This is a genomic window from Tessaracoccus lapidicaptus, from assembly GCF_001693815.1.
Taxonomy (GTDB): Bacteria; Actinomycetota; Actinomycetes; order Propionibacteriales; family Propionibacteriaceae; genus Arachnia; species Arachnia lapidicapta.
Window position 1 is genome coordinate 1 of sequence record NZ_MBQD01000003.1, and the last position, 24,861, is coordinate 24,861.

A 24,861-nucleotide genomic window follows, 5' to 3' on the forward strand; every position below is an offset into this window, starting at 1 on the left:
CGTCCAACGCCGCGCCAAGACCAACCACGTCTACCTCTCCCGCCGGAAGATCAGCGATCCGAAGCGGGCAAACCCAGATGAGTCAACGACTCAAACCAAGCGGGCATCTTGACATGAGGCAACAGGAGCGCCCGCGGCTCACCCGCAGGTGGTGCCGTCCTCGGGGACCTCTCCGTCGAAGAGGTAGCGGTCGACGGCCTCCGCGATGCACTCGTTGTCGCCGGTGACGGCGCCGTGTCCCGCGCCGTCCAGGGTGAGCAACACCCCGGACTCGAGCTGCTCCGCCATGGCCACGGCCTGCTCGTACGGAGTCGCGGAGTCGCCCGTGGTGCCCACCACGAGGATGGGTGGGGCGCCGGCCGCTGTGATGCGGATCTGGGGCGCGGGAGCGGCGGTCCACGTCTCGCAGGTGTAGCTCATGCCGAGATGCGGCGCCATGAGCGGCGCGTCGTCGAAGGTGTCGCGCCACTCGTCGGGGACGGCGTCCATGCCGCGGTCCGCGACGTCGGCGCACACCATGGCGGGGAAGGCGTAGGCGATGGTGTCGTACCCGCCCGGGCTGCGGCCGTTCATGAGGTCGGCGGCCTGCAGGAGCGCGCCCCCGTCGCCGCCCTGGCCCTGGGCGATCACCTCGGCGAGGGTGCGGTAGGCCTCCTCGTCCTCGTAGAGGAACAGCGCGATGCCGGCGGCCGCCAGCGTCTGCGTGAGCTCGCGGTCGCCGACGGGCAGGGGGCGGGCGTCGAGGCCGCTGAGGAACGCGCCGATGCCGTCGACGATGGCGTCGCGATCGTCGCCGAGGTCACACAGCTCGGACTCGGCGCACCACTGCGCGAAGTTGCCCAGGGCCCGCTCGAAGCCGGCCGACTGCGGTGGGGCCTCGTCGTCGCCGGTGATGTCGACGGCCGCGTCGAGCACGAGCCGGCCCACCGAGCCCGGGAAGAGCTCGGCGTACATGGCGCCGACGTAGGTGCCGTACGAGACGCCGACGTAGGTGAGCTTCTCCGCGCCGAGGAGGTGGCGCAGCAGGTCGAGGTCGCGGGCGACGTCGATGGTCGTGAGGTGGTCGAGGAGGTCCCCGGACGCGTCGCGGCAATCCTGGGCGAAATCGGCCGATCCGTCGCGCAGCGCCCGATCCTCGGCGGCGTCGTCGGGGCTGCCGTCGAGCGCCATGAAGTCGTCCGTCTCGGCCAGGCCGCCGCACACCACCCGGGTCGACTGCCCGGTGCCGCGGGGGTCCCACCCGACGGTGTCGTAGTTCTCCCAGCGTCCGGCGAGACGCTGCGCCATCTCCTGGCCTCCGAAGCCGGGGCCGCCGGGGTTGACGAACAGCGGGCCGCGCGACGAGTCGCCGCCGATGACGCGGCGGACGGCGATCTCGACGGCGTCACCGTCGGGATCGTCCCAGTCCAGGGGCGCGGTGACGGTGGCGCACTGGGCGCCGGAGCCGTCGTCGCACAGCGCCCAGTCGACGACCTGGGTCGCGTAGTCGGCGTGGCCGCCCAGCCCCTCGGCGAGGTCGACCTCGGGGGCCCCCTGCGGCTCGTAGGCGAGCTGGCGGTCGGCGTTGGCGCCGGGCTCGGCGGGGAACGTCTCGTGCTGGGCGACCGGGATCTCGGGCACCCCAGGCAGCCGCTCCCCGGACGGCACGGGCGACGGCGTCACCGGGCCGGGCGTGTTGGGCGAGGCCGGAACGTCGCGGCTGCGACCCCCCACCATGCCGCCGAGGAAGAGGGTCGACACGAGCGCGAGGGCGATCATGGCGAGGATCGCCTGCGTGATCCGCACCCGCCTACTCATCCGCGACCTCTCCGGCACCCGCGAAGGCCGGGCGCCTCCGCGCCGTCGAACATACCGACTCCAGCGGGCAGCGGACGACCTCGCCGCCAGGATGGCGCACGCTGACTGCCCCCGCGGGCACGTGGTGGGCCGTCACGATCCCCTCCCGCCCTTCGACGTCGACCCAGTCCCCGACGGCGGGCGCGCGCAGCACGAAGTCCACGTAGAGCGGGTGTTCGTAGGTCAGGCAGCACATCAGCCGCCCGCACGCCCCAGCGATCTGGAGCGGGTTCGGCGGGAGACCCTGCACCCGCGCCAGGCGCATGGAGACCGGATCGATGTCGTCGAGGAACGTGGTGCAGCACAGCTCGCGGCCGCACATCCCGACGCCGCCGATGAGGCGGGCGGCGTCCCGGGCGCCGATCTGGCGCAGGTCGATCCGGGAGCCCAGCGCGCGGGCGAGGTCGCCCAGTAGCGTCCGGAAGTCGACCCGCCGCGGCGCGGTGTAGTAGACGGCGACGAGCCTGTCGAACTGGGTGGACTGGTCGACGTAGTCCACCGCCACGACCTTCATGGGCAGTCCGTGCCGGGCGATGATGTCGCGGGCCACCTCCGCGGCGTGCGCCCGCTGTGCGCGGTTCGTCTCGTCGCGCCGGAGGTCCTGCACCGTGGCCGGGCCCGGGCACAGGGGCAGACCCTCGACGGGGCCCGCGACGTCGTCGGCGGCCCAGACGACCTGGGCCACCTCCACCCCGTCGGGCGTGGGGTACCGCACCCAGTCGCCGACTCGGTACGCGCGGTCGCCGGGGTCCAGGTAGTGCAGCTGGCCGTAACGCTCGAACGCGACCGCCATCACCCGTGCCATGGGCCCAGCGTAGTCAGGCCGCCAACAGGCGAAAGCGGCGGGCCGGTGTCCCCGACCCGCCGCTCTCGTGCCTGAACTCAGACCCGCGCCTCGCGGGCGTTCTGCCGCGCCTTGGCGAAGGCGCCGTCGATGCCCCAGCGGCCCCCGCCCAGCGTGAGGAAGACGATGCCGACGGCGAGGAGCAGCAGGTCGAGATCCCCCAGGAAGCCCTCCATGCCGTCGACGAAGGGGCTGAACTGTCCCCAGCGGATGAACGCGAGCGAGCAGCCGGCGACGATCGCCAGCAGCACGCCGACGACGCGCACCGCGAGGCCGATCACCAGCAGCACCGCCATGGCGGCCAGCCCGAAGCCGACGCTCCAGGCCACAGTCACCGGCTCGGGGATGAGCGTGCGGCCGATGAACTCGGCGGTGGCGTCGACGTCGCTGAGGATCTGGTAACCCACCACGCCCAGGATGGACGCGGTCACGAGGCGCAGCACGAACAGCCCGAAGCTGCCGAAGTGGCCCACACCGCGCGGCCGGGCGGCGGGAGCCTCCCGGACCGCGTTGGCCTCTGAGGTCGCGACCAGGCCGAGCCGCTGCGCCCGCGCCTCGCGATCGGCGCGGAGCTGCTCGGCGAGCCGCTCCTCCTCCGCGAGTTCGTCGGCGAGCCGCTGGTGCTGCGCGCCGTCGATGACCTGCGTGCGCTCAGGATCGGTGTCGCCGCGGTACAGGCCGGCCATGGCGGCCGCGCCCGCGGCGGCCCCGGCGGCGAGGGGCACAGCGGCCGGGCCGACGCCCGCGCCCGTCCCCGGCGCCACAGGGGGCAGGTGGTGCTGCGTCGGTTCGTCGAGGGCCGTCTCGTCCCGCTCGTGAAGGGTCTCCTGCTCGCCGGCCTCGGCCTCCTGCGCCGCGGTCGTGTCTTCGGCCGTCTCCTGGAACTCGGGCGACGCCGGCTCCTCGTCCCACGCATCGGGCTCGCCGGCCGGATCCGTCGGTGCCGGCTCCGGGACCGGCGTCGCGGCGGCCGGCTCCTCGATCTGGTCCGCCGGCTCTTCGACTGGCTCCGGCTGCGCCGGCGCCGGGGGAACGGGCACGGTCTGCTCCGAGGCGTAGTCGTCCCACTCGGCCGGCTCCACGGGGACGCCGTAGTCGTCCTGCTCCGCGGTCCATTCGTCGTCGCGGGGCGTCCCCTGCTGGACCCAATCGTTGTTCGACATCAGTTCCCCTATCGGTGGGCGGACTTCCCTCTCATCTTGGCACCGGCGCCGCGCCGCCCCCGCCGGGACACGCCCGGCCCGTCAGGTCCGCGACGCCCGCGACACCGACAGCAGCATGGCTTCGACCGCAAGCAGCGGGGCGACGTTGCCCTCCAGGGCCGTGCGAGCCTCGAGGATCGCGTCGAGCGCGTGGACGGTCTGTTCCGGAGTGGAGTGCCGGGCCAGCGGCTCGATCTCGTCGGCGAGGTCGGCGTTGACCAGTTCCACGCCCGGCGCCGTCTGCACGGCCAGGACGTCGCGGTAGTAGGCCGTGAGTTCGGTGAGGACGCGGTCCAGGGCGTCCCGCTGCAGGCGCTTGGCGCGGGCCTTCTGCTGGTCCTCCAGGTCCCGCACCGCCGCCTGCGCCGATCGCGGCTTCGCGCCTCGGCCGCCCAGGCCCAGCGCCTCCTGCAGCGCAGCCATCTCCTTGGCGTCGAGCTCGGCGGTGGTCTGCGCGGCCTCCTCCGAGGCCGCCGCCACGAGGTTCTCGGCGGCGTCGAGGCAGGCCGTCATCGACGTGAGGCTGCCGGGCAGCGCCAGCACCTGGCGCCGCCGGATCCGCGCGTCCTCCGAGCGCACCAGCATGCGGGCGCGGCCGATGTGGCCCTGGGCCGCCCGGGCCGCGTGCGCGGCGAGCGCCGGCGAGGCACCGTCGCGGGTGATGAGCAGCTGCGTCACGGCGTCGTCGCTGGGCGTCACCAGCTTCACCACGCGGCAGCGCGAGCGGATGGTGACGATGACGTCATCAGGGCTGGGGGCGCACAGTAGCCACACCGTGCGCGGGGACGGTTCCTCCAAGCCCTTGAGCAGTGCGTCGGCGCCGCGCTCCGTGATGCGGTCCGCGTCCTCGATCACGACGATCTGGTGGCGGCGCTTGACCGGCGACACCCCGGCCCGACCGACCAGCGAGCGCACCTCGTCGACGCCGATCGACAGCTGCTCGGTGCGCAGCAGGGTGACGTCGGGGTGCGCGCCGGACAGCGTCGTGCGGCAGTCCTCACACCTCCCGCACCCGCCGTCGGCGCACTGGAGCGCGGCGGCGAAGGCCTTGGCGGCATTCGACCGGCCCGACCCGGGTGGTCCGACGAACAGCCAGGCGTGCGACATGGCATGCCGACGCCCTTCGACCGCCCGGCGCAGCGTCGCCACCGCACGGTCCTGCCCGACGAGCTCCGCCCACACCTGACCCATGCGGGACATCCTGCCACGCCGCGCCGACGGCTCAGCCGAGCAGGCGGGCCACCCCGTCCGCGATGGCCGCGGCCAGGTCGTCGCGGCCGGAGCGCGCCGGCAGCACGAGATAGCGGTCCGGCTCCGCCGCCGCGAGGTCCAGGAAGAAGCGCCGCGCGCGCCGGTGCAGCTCGATGCCCGCGCCCTCGAGGCGGTCCTTGTCCGCGATGGCCTCGACGGCGTCCGCCGGGTCGGCGTCCAAGAGAATTGTCAGGTCGGGGCGTCGGCCGGCGACGGCCCACCAGGCGATCCGGGCCACGTCGTCGATATCCAGCGCCCGCCCGGCGCCCTGGTAGGCGATCATCGAGTCCACGTAGCGGTCGCACACCACCACCTCGCCGCGCAGCAGCGCGGGCTCGATCACCTCGTGCACGTGCTGCGCCTTGTCGGCGGCGTACATCAGCGCCTCCGCGCGGGCATCGACGTGCCCCATGGCAGGGTCGAGCACCAGGCGGCGCAGCTCGGAGCCCACCGGAGTCCCCCCGGGCTGGCGGGTGACGAGGTGGGGCGTGCCCCGGCCCGTCAACCATGCGGCGAGCCGGGCCACCTGCGTCGTCTTGCCGACGCCGTCGCCGCCCTCGAAGACGACGAACGCGCCGCCGCTCACTTCCGCGACCGCTTCTTCTTCGCCTTCGCCAGGAGCCTCCGGGCCTCGATGACCCGCTCGGGCCAGCGCTCGATGAACGCCGCGCGGGCGGCGCCGACCTTGACGCGGCGACGTTCCACGTCGCGGCCCAACTGGAACGCCTGCTGCAGGCTGACGCCGTCGAGCGCCGGCTCGCCGGCGAACGACCCCAGCGAACAGCCGCGCAGATCGTGGGTCACGTCGCCCAGCCGGCGCAGGATGCGGCCCATGACCGCGGGGAACAGCGGGGCGGCCACCGCGGCGACCACCTCGAGCTGTTCGGCAGCCCGCAGCGCGCTCTGCCACTGCTCGTCCGACGAGTCCTCCGTGAGCGACCGGCACCGGTCCGCCAGGATCAGGGTGGCCTGCTCCGCACGCTGGAACATGACCTCTGCGGCCGGCCGGTGCGCCAGATCTCCGAGCCGCGGGGCCCGGGCGGCTCCGGCCAGCGCGTCGATGATGGTCAGCAGCGGCGACTCCGCCTCGGCAGGGGTCGCGAACGGCAGACCCTTCAGGGCCGCCTCCGTCGCCTCGCGCCACTCCGGCTCCAGCACCCACGACAACCCGCGCAGGTCCCGGCCCATCGACCACAGCTTGGCGTTGATGTCGCCGACGTCGTCGCTCGCCGCGGCGCGCCGGGCGAGCTCCGCCCGCACGAGTTCGTCGAGGTGCCGGGTGAAGACGGCGGCCACGAACTCCTCCAGGCTGGCGTCGGGACGGATCTCCCGGGGCCGGGGGAAACTGGTCAGGCCCGTCGCCGGCGCCCCCAGCCGCTGCTGGATGGTCGGGAACTCCTCCAGCACGGTGGCGTTGACCGACTGGGCGGCGCTGAGCAGGAAGTCGCGCTGCTGGCCCGTCAGGTGCGCGGTGGGGGTGATGGTGATCTCGCGATACCGGGCGGTGGTGATCCCGCTGCGGCGGATGGTGACCTTCTCGTCGCGGACCACGGCGGCCATCTCGCCGGCGGTGGTCCGCAGCACCCACTCGTCGCGCTCACAGCGCAGCGCGGCCAGCGCCCCCAGCACCCCGTGGCGCAGCAGCGGCCGGATCAGCCGGGCGAACTCGTCCGGCAGATCTCCCGAGGCGCCCACCGGTTCGGCCCGCTCGGCCGGCAGATGGGGGGTCCAATCGGGCGCCGCGAGATACCACTCGCCGAAGCCGTCGACCACGCGGTGCGCCAGGGTCACCCCGGCGCGGAGGAGCCGCGCATCGACGACGTCGAGGATCGTCACGTCCATGGCGTAGCTCGCGGCGGGTCGGCGCAGGATGCGGGCGAGCCCGACCGCCTCCGACGTCAGCCGCGGGGGCTCCGCGCTGAAGGGGACCTCCAGGCGCAGTACCGCGCGACGCTTCTTGCCCATGGAGACACCCTAGTGCCCGCGCTGTCAGGACTTCTTCGCGGCGCGGGCCTTGGTCGTCGTGGTGCGCTTGGCGGCGGGACGCTTGGCGGCCGGCTTCTTGGCCGGCCCCTTGGCGCGCTTCTCGGCGATGAGCTCGAAGGCCCGCTCGGGCGTGAGGGCCTCGGGCGCGTCGTCCCGGCGCAGGGTGGCGTTGGTCTCGCCGTCGGTGACGTAGGGGCCGAACCGCCCGGACTTCAGCACCACCGGCTTACCGGAGACGGGATCGGCGCCGAACTCCTTCAGGGGCGCCGCGGCTGCGGCGCGACCTCGGGTCTTGGGCTGGGCGTAGATCTCCAGCGCCTCCTCCAGCGTGATCGTGAACAGCTGGTCCTCCGACGTCAGCGACCGGGAGTCGGTGCCGCGCTTGAGGTACGGACCGTAGCGCCCGTTCTGCGCGGTGATCTCTGCGCCGTCCGCGTCGGCGCCGAGCACCCGCGGCAGGCTCATCAGCTGCAGCGCCGTGGGCAGGTCGACGGAGTCCAGGGACATCGACGAGAACAGGGACGCCGTGCGGGGCTTGGCGGACTTCGGTGCGTCCTCGGGAAGCACCTCGGTGACGTAGGGGCCGTAGCGGCCGTTCTTCGCGACGACGAGATGCCCCGTGGCCTCGTCGACGCCGAGCTCGCGCTCCTCGGCGAGCGGACGGCTCAACAGCTCCTCGGCGACCTCGGCCGTCAGCGCGTCCGGCGGCAGGTCGTCGGGCACGTTGGCGCGGCGACCGTCGGCCGCCTCGACGTAGGTGCCGTAGCGGCCGACCCGCACGTCGATGCCGGAGTCGCCCAGGGGGAAGGTCGACAGCGCGCGGGCGTCGATCTCGCCCAGCTCGGTGACGAGGGTCTCGAGACCGTGGTGCGCGCTGCCGTCGGGGCCCCGGTAGAACTCGGACAGCACCGTGAGCCGCTGGGCCTTGCCGGCGGCGATGTCGTCGAGCTGGTCCTCGAGCTGCGCGGTGAAGGCGTAGTCCACGAGCTCGGAGAAGTGCTCCTCCAGCAGCCTCGTGACGGCGAACGCGAGCCAGGTGGGCACCAGCGCGGAGCCCTTCTTGAAGACGTAGTCGCGCGCCGTGATCGTGCGGATGATCGACGCGTACGTCGACGGGCGGCCGATCTCCAGCTCCTCCAGCTTCGCCACCAGGGACGGCTCGGTGTAGCGCGCCGGCGGCCGGGTTTCGTGGCCCGACGCGGCGACCGCCGCCACCTCGAGGGCCTGACCCTGCGCCAGGATCGGGAGACGCGTCTGCTGATCATCTGAGGCGGAGTCGTCGTCGACGCTGACCACGTACGCCTTGAGGAAGCCGGGGAAGGTGATGGTGCGGCCCGAGGCCACCAGCGCCGCCGTCGTCACGTCGGCGCCGCCGACCTGCGCGGTGTCGAACGCGGCGTCCACCCGGATGCTGAGGGACTCGCCCTTGGCGTCGGCCATCTGGGAGGCGAGCGTGCGGCGCCAGATCAGCTGGTACAGGCGGAAGGCGTCGCCGACCAGTCCCGTCTCGTCGGGGTGGCGGAAGGTGTCGCCCGCGGGGCGGATGGCCTCGTGCGCCTCCTGCGCGTTCTTCACCTTCGACGCGTACACGCGGGGCTGAGCGGGCAGGTACTTCTCGCCGAACAGCTCCTTCACCTGCCGGCGCGCCGCCTGGATGGCCTGGCCGGCGAGCGTCACCGAGTCGGTACGCATGTAGGTGATGAAGCCCTTCTCGTAGAGCTCCTGCGCCACGGACATCGTGCGCTGAGACGTGAAGCCCAGCTTGCGGCCGGCCTCCTGCTGCAGCGTCGTCGTCCGGAACGGCTCGTAGGGCTTGCGGGTGTACGGCTTGGCCTCGACCGAGCCGACGGTGAGGCGCGCGGAGCGCAGCGCCTCGGCGAGCCGGCCCGCGGAGGCTTCGTCGAGGATGAGGGCGTCCTGGCTGGTCAACTCGCCGGCCGCGTTGAAGTCGCGGCCCTGGGCGACCTTGGCGTCGCCGACCGTGGTGAGCCGCGCCGGGAAGGTCCGCGGGTCGGCGTCCGGACCGGCGTCCAGCGTGGTGTCGAGGTCCCAGTAGGCGGCGGGCACGAACGCGATGCGCTCACGCTCGCGGTCCACGACGAGCCGGGTGGCCACGGACTGCACCCGGCCGGCCGACAGCCGGGGCATGACCTTCTTCCACAGGACCGGCGACACCTCGTAGCCGTAGAGGCGGTCCAGGATCCGGCGGGTCTCCTGCGCGTCGACCAGATCGACGTCCAGCTCGCGGGGGTTGGTGACGGCCTCGTCGATGGCGGACTTGGTGATCTCGTGGAACACCATCCGCTTGACGGGCACCTTGGGCTTGAGCTCCTCCATGAGGTGCCACGCGATGGCCTCGCCCTCGCGGTCACCATCGGTGGCGAGCAGGAGTTCGTCGACTCCCGCGAGCTTGGCTTTGAGATCCTTGATCGTTGACTTCTTGTCGGGTGACACCACATAGATGGCGCGGAAGTCGTGGTCGACGTCGACGCCGGTGCGGGCCCACTTTTCGCCCTTGTACTTGGCCGGCACCTCTGCGGCCGACGTGGGCAGGTCGCGGACGTGGCCACGGCTCGACTCGACGATGTAGTCCGAGCCGAGGTAACCGGCGATCTTGGTCGCCTTGGTCGGTGACTCGACGATCACGAGACGCTTGGTTGCCATGGGTGTGGTCTGCCCTCCGGTCGGGAAACTCCTCGAACAATAGCTGAGGGTGTCAACGGCGCCGCCCCGCCCGGCCCCCGCGGGGGTCAGCGCCCGGGCAGCAGCAACTGGTCGAGCAGCGCGTCGCGCAGCGCCGGCACCACGGACGCGGCGAGCTCCGCGGCGTCCACCTCGAGGACCTGGGCCACCGCCGCGAGGACCTGCCCGACGGCCAGTTCTCCGTCGAGCGCGCCCAGGGTCGCGGCCAGGGCGGTGTCGGCCTTGAGCGCGCGGCGCAGCCCCGTCCGCTGCCGGAAGACGATGTGCTCGGGGTCGTCGGCGCCCGGGCGGCCGATGGTCTCCTGGTCGACGTCGAGGAGCCGGGGCCGCGACGCCAGGAGTTCGGCGGTGGGCATGGTCGCGGCGTCGACGGCGGCCGCGTGGCGATCGAAGACCTCGCCGACGGGCTGGGCGACGGCGTGTGGCCACGTCTCCAAGCGCAGGTGCGGCTCGGCGCGGCCCGCGGCGGTGACAAGGATCCAGCCCATCCCGACCCCCTGGACGCCCAGACGGTCGAAGTAGGCGAGCCACTCGTCGTAGGCGGGTCGCCAGCGCGGGGTACCGGCCAGGCCGGCGTCGGCGAGCCACATCTCGATGTAGGCGTAGACGTCGAGCCGCTCCCGCTCGACGACCCAGGCGTCACACCCTCGCGGCACCCACTCACGCAGCCGGTCCTCCCACGGCCCGTCGAGGATGGCCCAGTTCGTGAGCAACTGGAGGCTTCCACCGGGGCTGAGGTGGTCGGCAGAACCCCGCACCAGGGTTTCGACGAGGGAGTCGCCGACGAAGTTGGTCTCCCGATAGGTGAGTCGCTGCGAGTCCTCCCCCGGCGGGCTCATGACGAACGGCGGGTTGGACACGATGAGGTCGAAGCGCTCGCCGCGCACCGGCTCGTACAGCGAGCCCGCGCGCAGGTCGACGGCGACGTCGTTGATCCGCGCGGTGAGGGCCGCCAGCTCGAGCGCCCGGGGATTGACGTCGGTGGCCACCACCCTCCGGGCGTGCCGGGCAAGGTGCAGGGACTGCACACCGCACCCGGTGCCGAGGTCGAGGGCCCGCTCGACGGGGCGGCGCATCGTGATCTGCGCGAGCGTCGTCGACGCGGGCGACACGCCGAGGACGTAGTCGGGCCGCGTCGGCGTCATGAGCGTGTCGAGCCCCGGGGTGGGGTCGGCCACGATCCATCCGCTGGCGCCGTCGTCGGCGGAGCCGTACGGCCGGATGTCGATCGCGGCGCTCACGTCCGCGCCGCGGTCGCGGAGGTACCCGGCCGCGGTGAGGGCCGGGACATCGATCACGCCGGTGAGGGCGGCCGTCGGCACATCCTGCTGCAGGATGAAGAGCCGCACCAACAGCGCGAGAGCGTCGTCGGCCGGGCCCAGCGCCCTGTCAGCCGGGACCGTGGAGTTCCGCAGCAGGCCGTCCTGCCCTGCCTCCCCGATGCGGTCGAGGACAGCATCGACGGTGAAGCGGGCCGAGGTGAGAGCGTCGCGGAGCGCGGCTGCGTCGAGGGGCATGCGCGTCATCCTACGAGGCCGGCATCCCCGCGCCGCATCCTCAGCGCACCGAGTCGGTGGCGCCCTGCCAGATGTTGACGCCCTGCACGCCGGCGTGGCCGTCGATCCGGGCCAGTTCATCCGCGCTGAACTCGAGGTTGCCCAGGGCGCCGAGGTTGTCGTCGAGTTGGCGGACCGACGACGCTCCCAGCACGACCGAGGTCACCGACGTGTCTCCCTGATCCCGCAGGGCCCAGGCGATGGCCATCTGCGCCAGGCTCTGGCCGCGGTCGGCCGCCATGTCGTTGAGGGCGCGCAGGTGTGCGATGTTCTCATCCGAGAGCATGTCCGCGTCCAGCGACTTGCCCTGGGCCGCTCGGGAGTCGGCCGGGACTCCGTGGAGGTAGCGGTCGGTCAGCATGCCCTGCGCCAGCGGCGAGAAGGCGATGACCCCCATGCCGGCGTCGCGGCACGCCTCCAGCAGCGACGGCGACCCCTCCTCGATCCAGCGGTTCAGCGCCGAGTACGACGGCTGGTGGATGACCAGCGGCGTTCCCAGGCTGATGGCGATCTCCTGCGCCCGCCGGGTCAGGTCGGCCGAGTAAGAGGAGATTCCGGCGTAGAGCGCCTTGCCGGACCGGACCGCCTGGTCCAGCGCGGCCATGGTCTCCTCGAGCGGCGTCTCGGGGTCCGGGCGGTGGTGGTAGAAGATGTCGACGTAGTCCAGCCGCATGCGCGCCAGGGAGTCGTCGAGCGAGCTCAGGAGGTACTTGCGCGAGCCGCCGAACCCGTACGGTCCCGGCCACATGTCCCAGCCCGCCTTGGTCGAAATGACGAGCTCGTGCCGGTAGCGGGCGAAGTCCTCGGTGTAGATGCGGCCGAAGTTGATCTCGCTGGATCCGTACGGCGGGCCGTAGTTGTTGGCGAGGTCGAAGTGGGTGACGCCGCGGTCGAAGGCCCGGCGCAGGATGTCGCGCTGGGTCTGCAGTGGCTTGTCGTCGCCGAAGTTGTGCCAGAGCCCCAGCGAGATCGCCGGCAGCTTCAGCCCGGACGAGCCGAGCCGGCGGTAGGGCATGGTCGAATAGCGGTCTTCAGCGGCGACGTAGGTCATGGACTTCACTCTAGCCACGCCCGCGCGCCCGGGCCGGAGGTCGCGGTCAGGTGCCGGCCGTCGCGGTGCGCCGTGCCTCGCGGGGGCCGCCCGGGAAGGACGGTTCCAGGGCCACCAGGACCGAGATCTCGACGACGACGTGGCGACCCGACCCGCGCACGACGCAGCCGCTGACGGCCGCCCCGTTCCGGGTGCCGGAGGCGGCCGCCGCGGCGCACGGCGACTCGCCCTCCACGGCCGCGGCGACCGCGGCGAGCGCGGCCAGCTCCGCGGCCTGTTCCCCGTCTCGGATCAGCGCGAACCACTGGATGAGCACGCCAGCCGCAAGGAACACGGACACGACGGCGAGGCAGGCACCCGCGACGAGAACACTCCCCGCGGCACCCCGCTCGCCCCTCCTGCTCACGGTCCCACTCCGGGCTCGTAGGCCGCCCATGAGTCCGCGGAGACGGTGAACCTCCCCAGCAGCGGAACGGCGACGGGGACGACGACCGCCACCCGGACTCCGTCCGACTCCTGAGACACCTCGACGGCGGCGCCGTCGGGCACCCGCTCCCGCGCCAGCTCGACCGCGGCGTCGTCGCCCCGAGCGGTCTGTCTCGCGATCTGGGCGCTGGACTCACCCGCCGCGGCCTGCGCGACGCCCAGGAGGGAGAGCCCGGCGAGGCAGGCGGTGAGCAGCGCCGCTGTCAACACCCCGATGGCCAACTCGACGGTGACCATCCCCCGCTGCGACCGGGCCCTCCGTCCCGACGTCATGCTCGCGGCCCTACCGCTGCCGTGCGACCTGGGTGAAGACGCTGAGCACCCAGTCGGTGAGGGTTTCCAGGAAGCTGTTGTCGTTGAAGACGCGCAACAGGATGAGCGCGGCGGTGGCCGCGGCGAGCAGGCCGATGGCGTACTCGACGGTGGTGAGCCCTCGCTGCGCGAGGGCACGCGCCCGGGCGGCGCGGGTGGTGGTGGCGGGCAGATGCATGGTGGATCCTCTCGGGCCGGGGCCGGCTGCCGGTCAGCCGACTGCACCCGTGATGGCGGGGAAGGCCTCGCAGCTTTCACGCTCCGCCCACCCTGTGGACAGATCCGCACGGACAACACCGCGTCCTGTGGACGGCGGGATCCTCGGGTCACCCCAGGAGGAGGGCGAGCAGCTCCGTCGCGTCAGCCTTGTCCAGCACCTGGTTGGCGTTGCCGCACTTCGGTGAGACGACGCACGCCGGGCAACCGGTGTCGCATCGGCAGGAGCCGAGACGCTCCAGGGTGGCGGCGAGCCAGCGTTCGGCGACCTCGAACCCGCGCTGCGCGAATCCGGCCCCGCCCTCCATCCCGTCGTGCACGAAGATGGTGGCGAGACCCGTGTCGGGGTGCAGGGCCGTGCTCACACCGCCGATGTCCCACCGGTCGCACGGCGCGAAGGCCGGCAGCAGGCCGATGGCCGTGTGCTCCATGGCGTGCGCCGCGGCACCCATCTGGAGCTCGGTCCAGCCGAGGCGGCTCGCCACGTGGGCGGGCACCGTCCACCACACCGCCTGGGTGGTCAGGCGGCGGTTCGGCAGGTCCAGCGGGGTCGAGTCCCACACCTCGTGCGTGACTTCGTCGCGGCGCAGGTACGCCAGCACCCGCGAGTCCAGGCACACGTCGCCGCGCACGACCTCGGTGATGCCCACGGCCCGTCGCTCGGTCTCGCGCACGATCGCGATATCGAACGACGCCTGGGCCTGCGTGTAGTACCGCGGCCTGCTGGCCACCACCAGCGCCTGACGCTCCTCCCGGTCCAGGGTCTCGACCGTGAACGTCTCCCCCTGATGCAGGTACACCGCCCCCGGGTGCACCGTCCGGTCCGCGGCCGCGGCGTCGACCATTCCGACGACGCGCCCGGTGTCCCGTTCGATGATGTCGATGGGCCGCTCCCCCAGCGACCGCAGGTTGATGAAGTCGACCGCCCGGTCCGGGCGGGTCCAGTAGTAGCGCGCCCCCCTGTCCCGGAGCACGCCCTGCGCCGCGAGCGCCCGCGCCGCGGCCTGCATGGTGGGGCCGAACCACCGCTCATCCGCGGACGAGAGCGGCAGCTCCTGCGCTGCCGCGGCCAGGTGCGGGCCCAGGACCCGGGGATTGTCCGGGTGCAGGACCGCACGCTCGACGGGGGCGTCGAAGACGAGCTCAGGATGGTCGAGCAGATACGTGTCGAGGGGATCCTCGCGCGCCAGGAGCAGCACCATTGCGTCCTGCCCGCGGCGTCCGGCGCGCCCGGCCTGCTGCCAGAACGACGACAGCCTCCCCGGGAAGCCCGAGACGAGCACGGCGTCCATGCCGGCGACGTCGACCCCGAGTTCGAGGGCGTTCGTGCTGGCCAGGCCACGCAGCCGTCCGCTGTGCAGCCCGGCTTCGAGGGCGCGGCGATCGTCGGCGAGGTAGCCGCCGCGGTAGCTCGCGATGCGGGTGGGCTCGGTGGCGAGCTCCTGGGCCGCCAGCGACACCAGTTCCGCTCCCTGCCGCGAGGGGACGAACGCGATGGTCTGGGCTCCGGCGTCGGTCAGGCGGGCCAGGAGTTCCGCAGTGTCACTCCGCAGGGACGACGACGGCCGCCAGAGCGCCACCGTGCGCCGGCCGTGGGGCGAGGCGTCCGTGTCCACGACGGTGACGTCGTCCACGCCGGCCAGCGCCGAGGCGAACTCGCCGGCATTGGGCGCGGTGGCCGACGACATGGCGACCACCGGCTCGGCGCCGTACTGGGCCGCGAGCCGCCGCAACCGTCTGAGCACCTGCGCGACGTGGGCGCCGAAGACCCCCTGGTAGCGGTGTGCCTCATCCACGACGATGTAGCGCAGGGAGCCGAGGAACGAGGCCCAGCGCTGGTGGGCCGGCAGCACCGAGAAGTGCAGCATGTCCGGATTGGTGAGGACCAGGTCCGCATGGTCGCGCGCGAAGCGGCGTTCCGCGGCGTCCGAGTCGCCGTCCAGGGTCCCCACCCGCCACTTCTCGGGTCCGAGCGCCTGGGTCGCCCTGGCCTGGTCGTGCGCCAGCGCCTTGGTGGGGGCCAGGTACAGGGCGGTGTGCCGGGCCGCGGTCAGGCGGGCGCGGGTGGAGGTGACCGGCACCCCCAGCCTGCCCTCCGCCGTGGCCGCGATGATGGGAAGGAGGTAGCCAAGTGACTTGCCTGACCCGGTGGGGGTGCAGATGATCGCGTGGCGGCCGTGGAACAGCCGCTCGGCGAACTCCCGCTGATGCCGCCAGGGCGCAAGGATCCCGGCGGCCTCCAGGCGCGCGACGGCGCGGGCGGACAGCCAGTCGGGCCACGCGTCCGGTGCGCCGACGGCGGACTCGCGCACCGAAACGGCGGCCACTTCCTCTCGGCTCAGCAGACCCTCGTATCGCACCTCACCACTGTGCCAGGCAGCACCGACAGGCGTAGAATCGAGGGTGTCGAGGAGGATGCGGTGCACCGGTCAACGGGCGCGGGTAATCCCCGCCGCCGGGCGTGGAGCGCGGTGGCGGCCGGGGCGCTGACGGCCGCCCTGATGCTCGCAGCCTGTGGGACGCCCGCCACCCGACCAGGTTCCGACGGCAGCTACAGCCCCGCTCCGACCCGGACGTCAAGCGCACCGGAGTCACCGGCCAGCCCCACGCCGACGTGTCCGCCGTCCTCGGCCGCGCCGTCGCCGTCATGCCCGTCCCCCACCCCGACCTCCTCGTGGGCCCCCACCCCATCCAACACGCCGCCCACCCCTGCCACCAGCAGCGCGGCGACGACGGCCGCGCCCAGCACGACGCGCCCGGCCTCGTCTCCCCCGGCTTCCACCTCGACGCAGGCCCCGGCGACATCCGCCCCCGCCACCCAGACCAGCAGCGCGCCGGCCGTGCCCTGGGCCGGCCTCGTGGCCGAGTGGGCGGGGCTCGATATCGAGACCTTCGACACGTCGCGCCGGGTCGTCGCGCTGACCTTCGACGGCGGCGCCTCGGCCGATGCGGTGTCGAGCATCCTGCGGACCCTCCAGGCGCAGGGTGTGCCCGCGACCTTCTTCGTGACCGGCCAGTTCGCCCGCGCCTACCCCAGCCAGACGCGGGCGATGGCGGCCGCCGGTCATCGGTGGGCAACCACAGCGACACGCATCCGTACTTCACGCAGATCCCGGACGTTGAGATCCGCGCGCAACTGGCGGCGGCGGAGCGGTCCATCTCGGCGCTGACCGGCGCGACCACGCACCCGCTCTTCCGGTTCCCCTACGGCGACGTCTCGCCCTATGACATCGGGGTCGTCAACCGGGCCGGCTACATCCCGATCCGCTGGACCGTGGACACGCTGGGGTGGAAGGGGACCGACGACGGCATCACCACCGACATCGTCCGGCAGCGGATCCTGGACCGGCTGCGGCCCGGCGCCGTCGTGCTCATGCATGTCGGTGCCCATCCCGAGGACGGGTCGACGCTGGATGCCGATGCGCTTCCGGGCATCATTCAGGACCTGCGTGAGCGCGGCTACGGCTTCACGACGGTGCCGGATCTGCTCGACGACGGTCGGTGAGGGCGTCACCCGAGCAGGTCCGTGACGAGCCCGGCCACGATCGGCACCACCCCGACCAGCACGAAGGACGGTAGGAAGCACACCATGAGCGGCAGCGCCGAGCGCACACCCACCGTTCGGGCGCGGCGCATGGCGGCGTCGGCGCCGTCCTGGCGGGCGTCCTCCGCGTGGGCCCGGAGCAGCCCCGCGGCCGATGTCCCCCAACGCTCGGCTCCGGCGATGTCCGCGGCCACCCGCCCCCACACGGGATGAGACCGCACTCCGGTCCACGCCTCGCTGGTCGCATGGCCCGCTGCTGACCTGGCGGCCACCGCCGCCAGGACCCCGGCCGTGGCCGCGGGGCTGATGTCGGCAACGACGCGCACGGCGCGGCTCAGGGGCAGACCCACCTCGAGGCAGGCGGCCAGGAAGTCCAGCGCGGCCGGCAACTCGGCGAGCTGGGCGCGGTGGACCGCCCGCGGAGCGCGGGGGCGGCTCAGTATCCGGATCCTGAACGGCGGGTGCTGCCGCCGCCGCAGCCGCGCGGTATGCGCTGGCGCGAGCAGCCACGCGCCCACCGCCGCCAGCACCGCAGCCGGCACGAGCGTGCTCACCGCACCCCCCTCCCTGCGAGGCGGTCGACCCACAGGACGCCGCCCGCGGCCAGGACGGCGCCGCCCAAGACAAGCCACTGCCCCCACGGTCGGCCGATCAGGATGTCCATCGTGTCCACCCCGGACATGGCGCCCAGGAGCAGCGCGGCGATCGGCAGGGCTCCCATGATGCGGCCGGTGGTTCGGGCGGCCGCCAGCTCGGTTTCGACGACCGCAGCCACCCGCCGGCGGCCACGTAGGTCCTCCGCGACCCTGCCCAGGACCTCGGCGACGGGGGCGCCGGTCTGCTCGCTCAGCCGCCACGCGGCGGCCACCATTGTGAGGCCCTCATACCCGGGGGCGTCGGAGCTGCGGGAGAGTTGCCCGGCGACGTCGGTGCCGAGCCGCGCAGCCGCCGCGGCCGGCCGGAGCAGCGGGAACTCCTCCGCCGCGTTGCCCAGCGCAGCCGCGGGAAGTTGTCCGGCCCTCAGCAGCCCTGCCAGCGCCCTGGTCGCCGCGGCGCAGTCGGCGGCTCCCGCCTCCTGCGCGCGGCGCCGGCGCCCGGCGGCGCCGAGGTGAAGGACGGTGCCCGCGATCACTCCCACGGTGAGCAGCCATCCGGCCCACCGGGGAGCCACCAGCAGGGCTGCGGCGGCAGCGCCCACGGCGGCGATCGCGACCATCCGCGACCGGACGGGGAGGGCGGCCCGGCGCGCTGCCCGCGCACCGGCCGCAACGCGCCGCTCCGGGCCGATCGCCACCGCCGCGGCCAGGGCCGCGAGCGCCGCGGCGGCGATCATGACCCCACCAGCTCCAGCAACGCGGGGCCCTCCGGGCCGAGTGCCATCCCACCGGGACCAAGCGTGACGGCGGGCGCCACCACCACGAGACCGTCGGACGCGCGCCGTACCAGTCCGATCTGTTCGACGCGCCGTGCGCCGCCGGCCGCTCTGCGGACGTGGATCACCACGCGCAGCGCCGCCGCGACCTGCGCGTGGCACGCCTCGCGGCCGAGCCCACCCAGCGCCGCGAGCGCCTCGAGCCGCGCCGGCACGTCCGCGACCGAGTTGGCGTGCAACGTGCCGCAGCCTCCCTCGTGGCCCGTGTTGAGCGCGGTGAGTAGGTCCGTGAGTTCGGCGCCCCGCACTTCGCCGACCACCAGCCGGTCGGGGCGCATCCGCAGGGCCTGCCGCACCAGCATGGTCAGCGGGATGGCGCCTGCCCCCTCGGCGTTGGCCGGGCGCCCTTCCAGCCTGACGCAGTGCGGGTGGTCGGGCACCAGTTCCCGTGCGTCCTCGACCAGGACCAGCCGCTCGGATGCCGGGACCTCGGCCAGCATGGCCCCGAGCAGCGTGGTCTTGCCCGACCCCGTGCCTCCGGTGACGAGGAACGGCACCCGCCCGGCGACGATGGACCGCAGCAACCTGCTCCCCTCGGGCGGCATCGCCCCCCACGCCTGGAGCTCGTCCAGGCCGACGCTGCGCGCGGCCGGGACCCGCAGCGAGATGGCGGTGCCGGGCGAGGCGACCGGAGCCAGCACGGCGTGCAGCCGGACGCCGCTGGGCAGCCGACCGTCGACGAAGGGCGAGGCATCGTCGAGTCGCCGCCCCGCCTGCGCCGCGAGCCTCACGGCGAGCCTGCGCACCTGGTCGTCGTCCAGGAACTCGACGTCGGTGCGCTCCATGCCCATGCCCCGATCCACGTAGACGTCTCTCGGGCCGTTGACCACGACGTCGGTCACGCCCGGGCGGCGCAACAGGTCGTCCAGCGGGCCGGCCCCGGCGCTCCACACCCTCAGCCGAGTGAGGGTGTCCGCGACGGTGGTGTCGGTGACGATGGCGCCGAGGGACCGCAGGGCCGCTGCGACGTCGGCCGGGGTGTAGGGCCGCCCCAGCTCGGCCAATCGTCCTTGCAGCGTGCTGAGGTCCGGCTCAGTCACCGCACAGCTCCCGGGCGAGCGCGCGCACCTGACGGGTGAAGCGGCGGGCCGGGCCGTCGGCCGGCGGAAGCCCCAGCTCCGCGAGTCGCGGCACGGCCCTGTCGTCGTCGACGGTGCAGACGACGGGCATCCCGAGCGCGCGGCCCACCACGGCTGCCGGCAGGCTCCGGCCCCGTCCGCGGCGGATGACCAGCTCGCTCGGCGCAACTGCGCCCGCCTCCACCCGCATGCGGGCCGCGGCCACCGAGCGGACGTCGGCTCCGACCACCAGGAGTGTGCGGTCCGGCGCCAGGAGGGGTGGCGCCGGACCGTCCACCACCACCAGCGCGTGCTGTCTGCGCAGCGCCCCGACGACGGCGGTCACCGCCTCCGGCGTGGGGGTCCGCGGCCCCTCGCGGTCCTGCGTGACGACCGGAACGCCACCCATCGACGGCAGGCCGGCCGCCAGGTCCCCCAGCTCGCCGCGCGCCGCCGCCAGCTGCGACCATCTGGCGCCCTCCGCCGACTCGATGCCCATCAGCAGATCCAGCCCGCCGCTCGACGGCGCCAGGTCGACCACGGCGGCCGCCGTACCCCGGGGTGCCGTCATCGCGATCCCGACGGCGAGCGTGCTGACGCCCAGCCCACCCGAGGCACCGACGAGGGAGATCAGGCGACCGTTCGGCACGCCCATGGACCGGACCCCGGCCAGGGCCTCCGCGAGCCGTCCCCCGCCGTCGGGCAGCGGCAGTACGGGCAGCCCCAGGTCCGCCGAGCAGCGGGCCAGCTCGGCCGCGTCGGCGCCCACCAGGAAGGCACGGCCCGGGGGCACGGATGTCCAGCGGGCCGCCACCTCCGTGGCGACGAGCCGCAGCGCCGCGCCTGCCCACCGTTGCCTGGACTCGTCCGCGTCCCTCGCGTGCCGGAGTTCGACCTGCTGCGCGGCGGCGATGACCTCGACCGCCTCGACGACGACGGGGTCCCGGGCGCAGAGCAGCGCGTGCGTGTCAGTCATGCCCCCGTAGTGGGCGGTGCGGGCGACGATCTTCCACGCGGATGCCGACCTGTGGACAACCGGCCGGTCCACCGGCGCCCGAACCCCGGCTACCCTGGTGGCGTCCAGACCAGGAAGGAACCGATGAGCCGCACCGCCTTTCCCACCGACGCCCTCGACTGGCTGACGGTGTGGCACGGTGTGCGCGGCCTGGCCGTCGACGCCGAGCCCCATCTCGCCCGTCGGCTCACGGACGCCGGGCACGCCCTGTTCGCCCTGAGCGACGACGTGGACCGCGTCCCGCGGCTGTCCGGCATCCGCAACGTCACCCCCGTCGTCGGCCGGCCCGAGGCTCTTCCCATGGACCCTTTCGCGGTCGAGGTCGTGCTGGCGCACCAGTGCCTGCACCGTTTCGATCTCGAGCAGGCGCTGCCGCAGTTCGCGCGCGTGCTCAGGCCGGGCGGGTGCCTGAGCGCGTCCTATCTCATCCGCGACGACTCGGTCCCATGGGTGCGCCGGCTCGCCGCGCTCCTGCGCCGCTTCGATCCCATGGCGATGAAGGGCGATTACGGGCACGAGGCCCTCGCGGCCCTGGACGAGAGCCGCTACTTCCCGGAGGTGGAACGCCGGGCGTTCCGCGTGTGGCGCAGCGTGAGCCGCGACGACCTGCAGAACCTCGTCCGGGCGCAGCCCCTGGCCAGCCACCTCGACGAGGCGCAACTGAGCCAACTCCTCGACCAAGTGGCGGACCTCTACGACGGCGCTGTGCGCCCGGGCGAGAGCCTGCGTCTGCCGTTCCAGCTGCTGTGTTGGCGCGCGTGGGTGTCCCACGAGGAGTTGACCTCGCCCGTCCGGCTGCCCGACAGCGGCCTGGCCATCCCCCTGTGACGGGGCCAGGAGTGGGTCGCACGCCCACCGGCGCGCCCGAGGGCACTAGGCTGACCAGTGCCGAAAGGAGCACCATGCCCAGTGAGCCCAGCCATCCCCTGGTCGACATCAAGGATGCCGTCTCCGACTTCGTCGCCCGCGAATCGGAACTCGCAGCGGCCGAGCTGAAGCCCGCGGCGAAGGCCGCCGGCATCGGCGCAGGCCTGTTCGCCGGCGCGGCCGTGTTCGCCTTCCACGCCATCTGGATGCTCGTCATCCTCATCGCGCTGGCCGTCGGCCTGCTGCTGTACGCCGTGACCCCGCTGGGCCCCTGGGGGTCCTTCACGCTCGGGTTCCTCATCAGCATGCTGGTGTCCGTCGCCGCGGCGCTGGTGCTGGCGGTGCTCGGCCGGAACCGGTTCCGCCGGGTGAAGAAGCCCGACGCCACCATCGCCGAGGCGAAGGCCACCCTCGACGCCGTCGTGGCCGCGGTGACCGCCCGGAAGCCGGGGGCCGACGTGACGATCCGGCCGCAGGATCTGCCGCGCTTCCGCGACGCCGACGTCAGCGGACCCACGGCGCGCCCGTGAGGCTGGCCGTTCGACGGTGCCACCTGGCAGGCTTGGCCCCATGACCAAGTGGGAATACTTCGTCGCCCCGATCCTCTCGCACGTGGCGCAGCAACTGCTCAACAACTTCGGCTCGGAGGGCTGGGAACTGATCCAGCTCGCTCCCGGCCCCAACCCCGACACCCTCGTCGGCTACTTCAAGCGGCCGATCCAGGGCGCCTGATGCTCCCCTCCGAGCGCCTGGCCGGCCTCGGCCTCGCGCTGCCGCCGGTCGCCGCGCCCGTGGCCGCCTACATCCCGGCGACCCGCGTCGGCGGTCAGGTGTGGACCTCGGGACAGCTGCCGTCCGTCGCGGGACGCCTCGTGGCGACCGGCAAGGTCGGCGGCGCGGTGTCACCTGAGGAGGCGGCCGACGCCGCGAGGGTCGCGGTGCTCAACGCGCTGGCGGCCGCGGCGGACGTGGCCGGCGGCCTCGACCGGATCACCAGGATCGTCAAGCTCGTCGTGTTCGTGGCCAGCGAGCCGGGATTCACCGGCCAGCCGGCGGTCGCCAACGGCGCCTCGACCCTCGTGGGCGAGGTGTTCGGCGACCAGGGCGCGCATGCCCGGTCCGCCGTCGGGGTCTCGGTGCTGCCGCTCGACGCGCCCGTCGAGATCGAGTTGGTCGTCGAGGTCTGATGGCTGCCCCGGGTGACCCGGCGGCCATCCACGCCGCGCTGCGGGCGGCCTACCCGGACGCACGATGCGAGCTGGACTTCCGCTCCCCGCTCGAGCTGCTCGTCGCCACCGTCCTGTCGGCCCAGTCCACGGACCGGCGTGTCAACGCCGTCACCCCCGCGCTCTTCACGCGGTTCCCGACGGCGGAGGCACTGGCCGGCGCGCCGCTGGAGGAGATCGAAGAGCTCATCCGTCCCGTGGGATTCTTCCGGAGCAAGGCCGCCGCCCTGACCGGCCTGGCCCGGCGCATCGTCGACGACTTCGACGGCCGGGTGCCGGACACGCTGGAGGACCTTGTCACGCTGCCAGGCGTCGGCAGGAAGACGGCCAACGTCGTGCTCGGCAACGCGTTCGGCGTCCCGGGAGTCACTCCGGACACGCACCTGATCCGCCTGGCCAACCGCTTCGGCTGGGTGACGAGCACCAAGCCGGACGCCGTGGAGCAGACGGTCGGGGCGCTGTTCCCGCCCGATGAATGGGTGATGCTGTGCCACCGGGTCATCTGGCACGGCCGACGGTGCTGCCACGCGCGGCGGCCGGCGTGCGGAGCCTGCCCGGTCCGGGATCTGTGCCCGAGCCGCGACATCGGGGAGCAGGATCCGGTGCTGGCCGCCGGTCTGATCCGTGAGCCGCGCGCTTAGCGCAGGTACGCTCGGAGGCGATGAGACTCCCCCACGCACTCGCCGTCGCCCTGGCCGTCGTCGCCCTTGCCGCCTGTTCGCCCGCGGCCTCAGGCCCGTCGGCAGACTCGGTCGCGCCGGCGGAGACGGCCGCCACGGCCCCGGCGGACCTCGCAGCGTTGCGGGAGCAGTTCGGGCTGCCGGACTGCCCGGCCACCGACGCGGCGGCGGCTCCGGTCGCCGGCGGCCTGCCCCAGACCGCCCTGCCGTGCCTCGGCGGGGACACGACCGTCAACCTCGCCGGGCTGCCCCGCACGCCGACGATCATCAACCTGTGGGCCCAATGGTGCGGGCCGTGTCGCGAGGAGGCGCCGTTCCTGCGGGAGGGGCTGGCTGAGCTGGACGGCGTGAGCTTCGTCGGCGTCAACTACAACGACCCCAAGCCGGACTGGGCCGTGGAGTTCGCGGGGCTCGTGGGCTGGGTCTATCCCCACGTCATGGACCAGGACAAGACACTGCAGGTGCCCCTGCGGGTCCCCGGGCTGCCCACGACCTACTTCGTCGACGCCGACGGGCGGATCACGGGAGTGCACGCCGGCCCGCTGGAGTCGATCGAGCAGCTGCGCGAGCTGGCCACCACCTACCTGGGCGTCCCGTGAGGCATCCAGCGGTCTTCCAGGAGCTGTGCCGGGCCCTCGACGCGAAGCCGGTCGTCCGGCACATCGGGCTGGACCGCAGCCCGCGTGGGGAACGCTCGGCGGCGGTGCTGATGCTGTTCACCGACGAGCCCGACCCCGCCCTCACGTTCGTCACCCGGGCGGAGACCATGCGCCGCCACGCGGGACAGATCGCCTTGCCCGGTGGCGCGGTCGACCCCACCGACCGCGACCTCGCGCACACCGCCCTGCGGGAGGCCGACGAGGAGGTGGGCCTGGCCGCGGAGCACGTGACGATCCTCGGCCATCTGCCCCCGCTGTGGGTCCCGGCGTCGCGCTACGACGTCACCACGGTGGTCGCAGTGTGGCCCGGTGGGCATCCCTTGTTCGTGCGGGACCCGCGCGAGACGGGAGCCGTCCACGCCTTCCGGATCTCGGAGCTCGTCTCACCGGCGACGCGCGCGCTGGGGCGGCACCCCGGTGGATTCGAGGGGCCAGCCTTCGTGCTGGGCGATCAGTTCATCTGGGGGCTCACCGCTCACCTGGTGGACTGGACCCTCGACCTGGGCGGCTGGGCCGTGCCGTGGGACCGCGGCCGAGTCGAGCCGATACCCGAGCGCTACCTCCGGGACTAGGGACGACGGACGGCGCGCAGCCCGGCCGCGCGCCGTCGTCGTCAGGGAGATCTAGTGCCGTCGGGACGGCAGCACCGAGATGGGTGCGTCCGCCGTGTCGTGGTGGCTGACCAGGACGTCGTGCCACGAGGTGATGTCCGGCCTGGCGCGCAGGAGCGCCCTGCGCTCACGCTCCGTCATTCCGCCCCAGACGCCCCACTCGATGCGGTTGTCCAGGGCCTCTGCCAGGCATTCGGACCGCACGGGACAGCCGACGCATACCGACCTCGCCCGTTTCTGGTCCTTGCCTTCCGGAAACAGAGCGTCCGCCATGTCGCGGCACTTGGCGTGCAGCGTCCATTCGCTAGCTTCGGCGAGTGACATAT

Annotated in this window: 26 protein-coding genes and 1 pseudogene; 8 read left to right on the forward strand and 19 right to left on the reverse strand. The window is 73.4% G+C overall.

What is annotated here, in order from left to right; translation table 11 throughout:
* Positions 1-138 precede the first annotated feature (138 nt).
* From BCR15_RS01210 to BCR15_RS15045, 14 genes are all read right to left on the reverse strand, one after another.
* On the reverse strand, positions 139-1,797 hold the full coding sequence (locus BCR15_RS01210; RefSeq protein ID WP_141679974.1) for an alpha/beta hydrolase: 1,659 nt from the start codon (positions 1,795-1,797) through the stop codon (positions 139-141).
* Positions 1,790-2,641: a PSP1 domain-containing protein gene (locus BCR15_RS01215; protein ID WP_068749642.1), complete on the reverse strand. Its 852-nt coding sequence runs from the start codon at positions 2,639-2,641 to the stop codon at positions 1,790-1,792. The genes BCR15_RS01210 and BCR15_RS01215 overlap by 8 nt, the downstream gene beginning before the upstream one ends.
* 77 nt (positions 2,642-2,718) lie before the next feature.
* Positions 2,719-3,843, reverse strand: a complete 1,125-nt coding sequence (locus tag BCR15_RS01220) for a DoxX family protein (RefSeq protein ID WP_068749644.1) — start codon at positions 3,841-3,843, stop codon at positions 2,719-2,721.
* An 81-nt stretch (positions 3,844-3,924) separates the two neighbouring features.
* On the reverse strand, positions 3,925-5,073 hold the full coding sequence (locus tag BCR15_RS01225) for a DNA polymerase III subunit delta' (protein WP_385900596.1): 1,149 nt from the start codon (positions 5,071-5,073) through the stop codon (positions 3,925-3,927).
* Positions 5,074-5,104: 31 nt separating this feature from the next.
* Positions 5,105-5,719: a dTMP kinase gene (tmk, locus tag BCR15_RS01230; protein WP_068749648.1), complete on the reverse strand. Its 615-nt coding sequence runs from the start codon at positions 5,717-5,719 to the stop codon at positions 5,105-5,107.
* Positions 5,716-7,098, reverse strand: a complete 1,383-nt coding sequence (locus BCR15_RS14835; RefSeq protein ID WP_068749649.1) for a hypothetical protein — start codon at positions 7,096-7,098, stop codon at positions 5,716-5,718. Before BCR15_RS14835 ends, tmk begins: the two co-directional genes overlap by 4 nt.
* A 24-nt stretch (positions 7,099-7,122) precedes the next feature.
* Positions 7,123-9,783, reverse strand: coding sequence for a type I DNA topoisomerase (gene topA, locus BCR15_RS01240; protein ID WP_068749650.1), 2,661 nt, complete (start codon positions 9,781-9,783; stop codon positions 7,123-7,125).
* A gap of 86 nt (positions 9,784-9,869) precedes the next feature.
* Positions 9,870-11,339, reverse strand: coding sequence for a methyltransferase (locus BCR15_RS01245; protein ID WP_228383375.1), 1,470 nt, complete (start codon positions 11,337-11,339; stop codon positions 9,870-9,872).
* Positions 11,340-11,379: 40 nt separating this feature from the next.
* Positions 11,380-12,429, reverse strand: a complete 1,050-nt coding sequence (gene mgrA / locus BCR15_RS01250; protein ID WP_068749655.1) for an L-glyceraldehyde 3-phosphate reductase — start codon at positions 12,427-12,429, stop codon at positions 11,380-11,382.
* Positions 12,430-12,475: 46 nt separating this feature from the next.
* Positions 12,476-12,835, reverse strand: a complete 360-nt coding sequence (locus BCR15_RS01255) for an Rv3654c family TadE-like protein (RefSeq protein ID WP_141679975.1) — start codon at positions 12,833-12,835, stop codon at positions 12,476-12,478.
* Entirely contained in the window at positions 12,832-13,188 is a 357-nt protein-coding gene (locus BCR15_RS01260) for a TadE family type IV pilus minor pilin (RefSeq protein WP_141679976.1), read from the reverse strand. The genes BCR15_RS01255 and BCR15_RS01260 overlap by 4 nt, the downstream gene beginning before the upstream one ends.
* A gap of 10 nt (positions 13,189-13,198) precedes the next feature.
* Positions 13,199-13,405 (reverse strand): DUF4244 domain-containing protein, encoded by a 207-nt coding sequence (locus BCR15_RS01265; protein WP_068749663.1) that lies wholly within the window; start codon positions 13,403-13,405, stop codon positions 13,199-13,201.
* 148 nt (positions 13,406-13,553) lie between these two features.
* A complete protein-coding gene (locus BCR15_RS01270) occupies positions 13,554-15,803 on the reverse strand; it encodes a DEAD/DEAH box helicase (protein ID WP_068749664.1) in 2,250 nt (749 codons plus the stop codon).
* A 191-nt stretch (positions 15,804-15,994) separates the two neighbouring features.
* Complete coding sequence (locus tag BCR15_RS15045; RefSeq protein ID WP_068749666.1) at positions 15,995-16,405, reverse strand: hypothetical protein; 411 nt, start codon at positions 16,403-16,405, stop codon at positions 15,995-15,997.
* Here BCR15_RS15045 and BCR15_RS15055 point away from each other — a divergent pair.
* A pseudogene (locus BCR15_RS15055) lies at positions 16,395-16,948 on the forward strand (polysaccharide deacetylase family protein). The gene BCR15_RS15045 and the pseudogene BCR15_RS15055 sit on opposite strands and share 11 nt — an antisense overlap.
* 5 nt (positions 16,949-16,953) lie before the next feature.
* Here BCR15_RS15055 and BCR15_RS01285 read toward each other — a convergent pair.
* The 4 genes from BCR15_RS01285 to ssd are packed head-to-tail and all read right to left on the reverse strand — an operon-like array spanning position 16,954 to position 20,453.
* Positions 16,954-17,541, reverse strand: a complete 588-nt coding sequence (locus BCR15_RS01285; protein WP_176715164.1) for a type II secretion system F family protein — start codon at positions 17,539-17,541, stop codon at positions 16,954-16,956.
* On the reverse strand, positions 17,538-18,320 hold the full coding sequence (locus BCR15_RS01290; protein WP_068749670.1) for a type II secretion system F family protein: 783 nt from the start codon (positions 18,318-18,320) through the stop codon (positions 17,538-17,540). Before BCR15_RS01290 ends, BCR15_RS01285 begins: the two co-directional genes overlap by 4 nt.
* Entirely contained in the window at positions 18,317-19,459 is a 1,143-nt protein-coding gene (locus tag BCR15_RS01295; RefSeq protein WP_068749672.1) for a TadA family conjugal transfer-associated ATPase, read from the reverse strand. Before BCR15_RS01295 ends, BCR15_RS01290 begins: the two co-directional genes overlap by 4 nt.
* Complete coding sequence (ssd, locus tag BCR15_RS01300; protein ID WP_176715165.1) at positions 19,452-20,453, reverse strand: septum site-determining protein Ssd; 1,002 nt, start codon at positions 20,451-20,453, stop codon at positions 19,452-19,454. The genes BCR15_RS01295 and ssd overlap by 8 nt, the downstream gene beginning before the upstream one ends.
* A gap of 123 nt (positions 20,454-20,576) precedes the next feature.
* On the opposite strand from ssd, the gene BCR15_RS01305 reads away from it, so the two are divergent.
* From BCR15_RS01305 to BCR15_RS01330, 7 genes are all read left to right on the forward strand, one after another.
* Positions 20,577-21,320, forward strand: coding sequence for a class I SAM-dependent methyltransferase (locus tag BCR15_RS01305; RefSeq protein ID WP_061620511.1), 744 nt, complete (start codon positions 20,577-20,579; stop codon positions 21,318-21,320).
* A gap of 74 nt (positions 21,321-21,394) precedes the next feature.
* Positions 21,395-21,889, forward strand: a complete 495-nt coding sequence (locus tag BCR15_RS14840; RefSeq protein WP_068749676.1) for a phage holin family protein — start codon at positions 21,395-21,397, stop codon at positions 21,887-21,889.
* Positions 21,890-21,929: 40 nt separating this feature from the next.
* Positions 21,930-22,091 (forward strand): Sp36 family protein, encoded by a 162-nt coding sequence (gene sp36 / locus BCR15_RS14845; RefSeq protein ID WP_176715166.1) that lies wholly within the window; start codon positions 21,930-21,932, stop codon positions 22,089-22,091.
* Positions 22,091-22,546, forward strand: coding sequence for a RidA family protein (locus BCR15_RS01315; RefSeq protein WP_068749681.1), 456 nt, complete (start codon positions 22,091-22,093; stop codon positions 22,544-22,546). Before sp36 ends, BCR15_RS01315 begins: the two co-directional genes overlap by 1 nt.
* Positions 22,546-23,226: an endonuclease III gene (gene nth, locus BCR15_RS01320; protein WP_068749683.1), complete on the forward strand. Its 681-nt coding sequence runs from the start codon at positions 22,546-22,548 to the stop codon at positions 23,224-23,226. Before BCR15_RS01315 ends, nth begins: the two co-directional genes overlap by 1 nt.
* A gap of 20 nt (positions 23,227-23,246) precedes the next feature.
* Positions 23,247-23,864 (forward strand): TlpA family protein disulfide reductase, encoded by a 618-nt coding sequence (locus tag BCR15_RS01325; protein WP_078920069.1) that lies wholly within the window; start codon positions 23,247-23,249, stop codon positions 23,862-23,864.
* On the forward strand, positions 23,861-24,496 hold the full coding sequence (locus BCR15_RS01330) for an NUDIX hydrolase (RefSeq protein WP_228383374.1): 636 nt from the start codon (positions 23,861-23,863) through the stop codon (positions 24,494-24,496). The genes BCR15_RS01325 and BCR15_RS01330 overlap by 4 nt, the downstream gene beginning before the upstream one ends.
* 51 nt (positions 24,497-24,547) lie before the next feature.
* On the opposite strand, the gene BCR15_RS01335 is transcribed toward BCR15_RS01330, so the two are convergent.
* Positions 24,548-24,859: a WhiB family transcriptional regulator gene (locus BCR15_RS01335; RefSeq protein ID WP_068749685.1), complete on the reverse strand. Its 312-nt coding sequence runs from the start codon at positions 24,857-24,859 to the stop codon at positions 24,548-24,550.
* Between the last annotated feature and the right edge of the window lie 2 nt (positions 24,860-24,861).

What these genes read in the sequence shown, in the direction of transcription:
- BCR15_RS01210 (WP_141679974.1), bottom strand. Translation starts at nt 1,797, where the DNA reads ATGAGTAGGCGGGTGCGGATCACGCAGGCGATCCTCGCCATGATCGCC.
- BCR15_RS01215 (WP_068749642.1), bottom strand. Translation starts at nt 2,641, where the DNA reads ATGGCACGGGTGATGGCGGTCGCGTTCGAGCGTTACGGCCAGCTGCAC.
- BCR15_RS01220 (WP_068749644.1), bottom strand. Translation starts at nt 3,843, where the DNA reads ATGTCGAACAACGATTGGGTCCAGCAGGGGACGCCCCGCGACGACGAA.
- BCR15_RS01225 (WP_385900596.1), bottom strand. Translation starts at nt 5,073, where the DNA reads ATGGGTCAGGTGTGGGCGGAGCTCGTCGGGCAGGACCGTGCGGTGGCG.
- BCR15_RS14835 (WP_068749649.1), bottom strand. Translation starts at nt 7,098, where the DNA reads ATGGGCAAGAAGCGTCGCGCGGTACTGCGCCTGGAGGTCCCCTTCAGC.
- topA (WP_068749650.1), bottom strand. Translation starts at nt 9,783, where the DNA reads ATGGCAACCAAGCGTCTCGTGATCGTCGAGTCACCGACCAAGGCGACC.
- BCR15_RS01245 (WP_228383375.1), bottom strand. Translation starts at nt 11,339, where the DNA reads ATGCCCCTCGACGCAGCCGCGCTCCGCGACGCTCTCACCTCGGCCCGC.
- mgrA (WP_068749655.1), bottom strand. Translation starts at nt 12,429, where the DNA reads ATGACCTACGTCGCCGCTGAAGACCGCTATTCGACCATGCCCTACCGC.
- BCR15_RS01260 (WP_141679976.1), bottom strand. Translation starts at nt 13,188, where the DNA reads ATGACGTCGGGACGGAGGGCCCGGTCGCAGCGGGGGATGGTCACCGTC.
- BCR15_RS01265 (WP_068749663.1), bottom strand. Translation starts at nt 13,405, where the DNA reads ATGCATCTGCCCGCCACCACCACCCGCGCCGCCCGGGCGCGTGCCCTC.
- BCR15_RS15045 (WP_068749666.1), bottom strand. Translation starts at nt 16,405, where the DNA reads ATGCTCGACACCGCATCGGCCGAGGCGCCGCCGTCGAAGGTCAGCGCG.
- BCR15_RS01290 (WP_068749670.1), bottom strand. Translation starts at nt 18,320, where the DNA reads ATGATCGCCGCCGCGGCGCTCGCGGCCCTGGCCGCGGCGGTGGCGATC.
- ssd (WP_176715165.1), bottom strand. Translation starts at nt 20,453, where the DNA reads ATGACTGACACGCACGCGCTGCTCTGCGCCCGGGACCCCGTCGTCGTC.
- BCR15_RS01305 (WP_061620511.1), top strand. Translation starts at nt 20,577, where the DNA reads ATGAGCCGCACCGCCTTTCCCACCGACGCCCTCGACTGGCTGACGGTG.
- BCR15_RS14840 (WP_068749676.1), top strand. Translation starts at nt 21,395, where the DNA reads ATGCCCAGTGAGCCCAGCCATCCCCTGGTCGACATCAAGGATGCCGTC.
- sp36 (WP_176715166.1), top strand. Translation starts at nt 21,930, where the DNA reads ATGACCAAGTGGGAATACTTCGTCGCCCCGATCCTCTCGCACGTGGCG.
- BCR15_RS01315 (WP_068749681.1), top strand. Translation starts at nt 22,091, where the DNA reads ATGCTCCCCTCCGAGCGCCTGGCCGGCCTCGGCCTCGCGCTGCCGCCG.
- nth (WP_068749683.1), top strand. Translation starts at nt 22,546, where the DNA reads ATGGCTGCCCCGGGTGACCCGGCGGCCATCCACGCCGCGCTGCGGGCG.
- BCR15_RS01325 (WP_078920069.1), top strand. Translation starts at nt 23,247, where the DNA reads ATGAGACTCCCCCACGCACTCGCCGTCGCCCTGGCCGTCGTCGCCCTT.
- BCR15_RS01335 (WP_068749685.1), bottom strand. Translation starts at nt 24,859, where the DNA reads ATGTCACTCGCCGAAGCTAGCGAATGGACGCTGCACGCCAAGTGCCGC.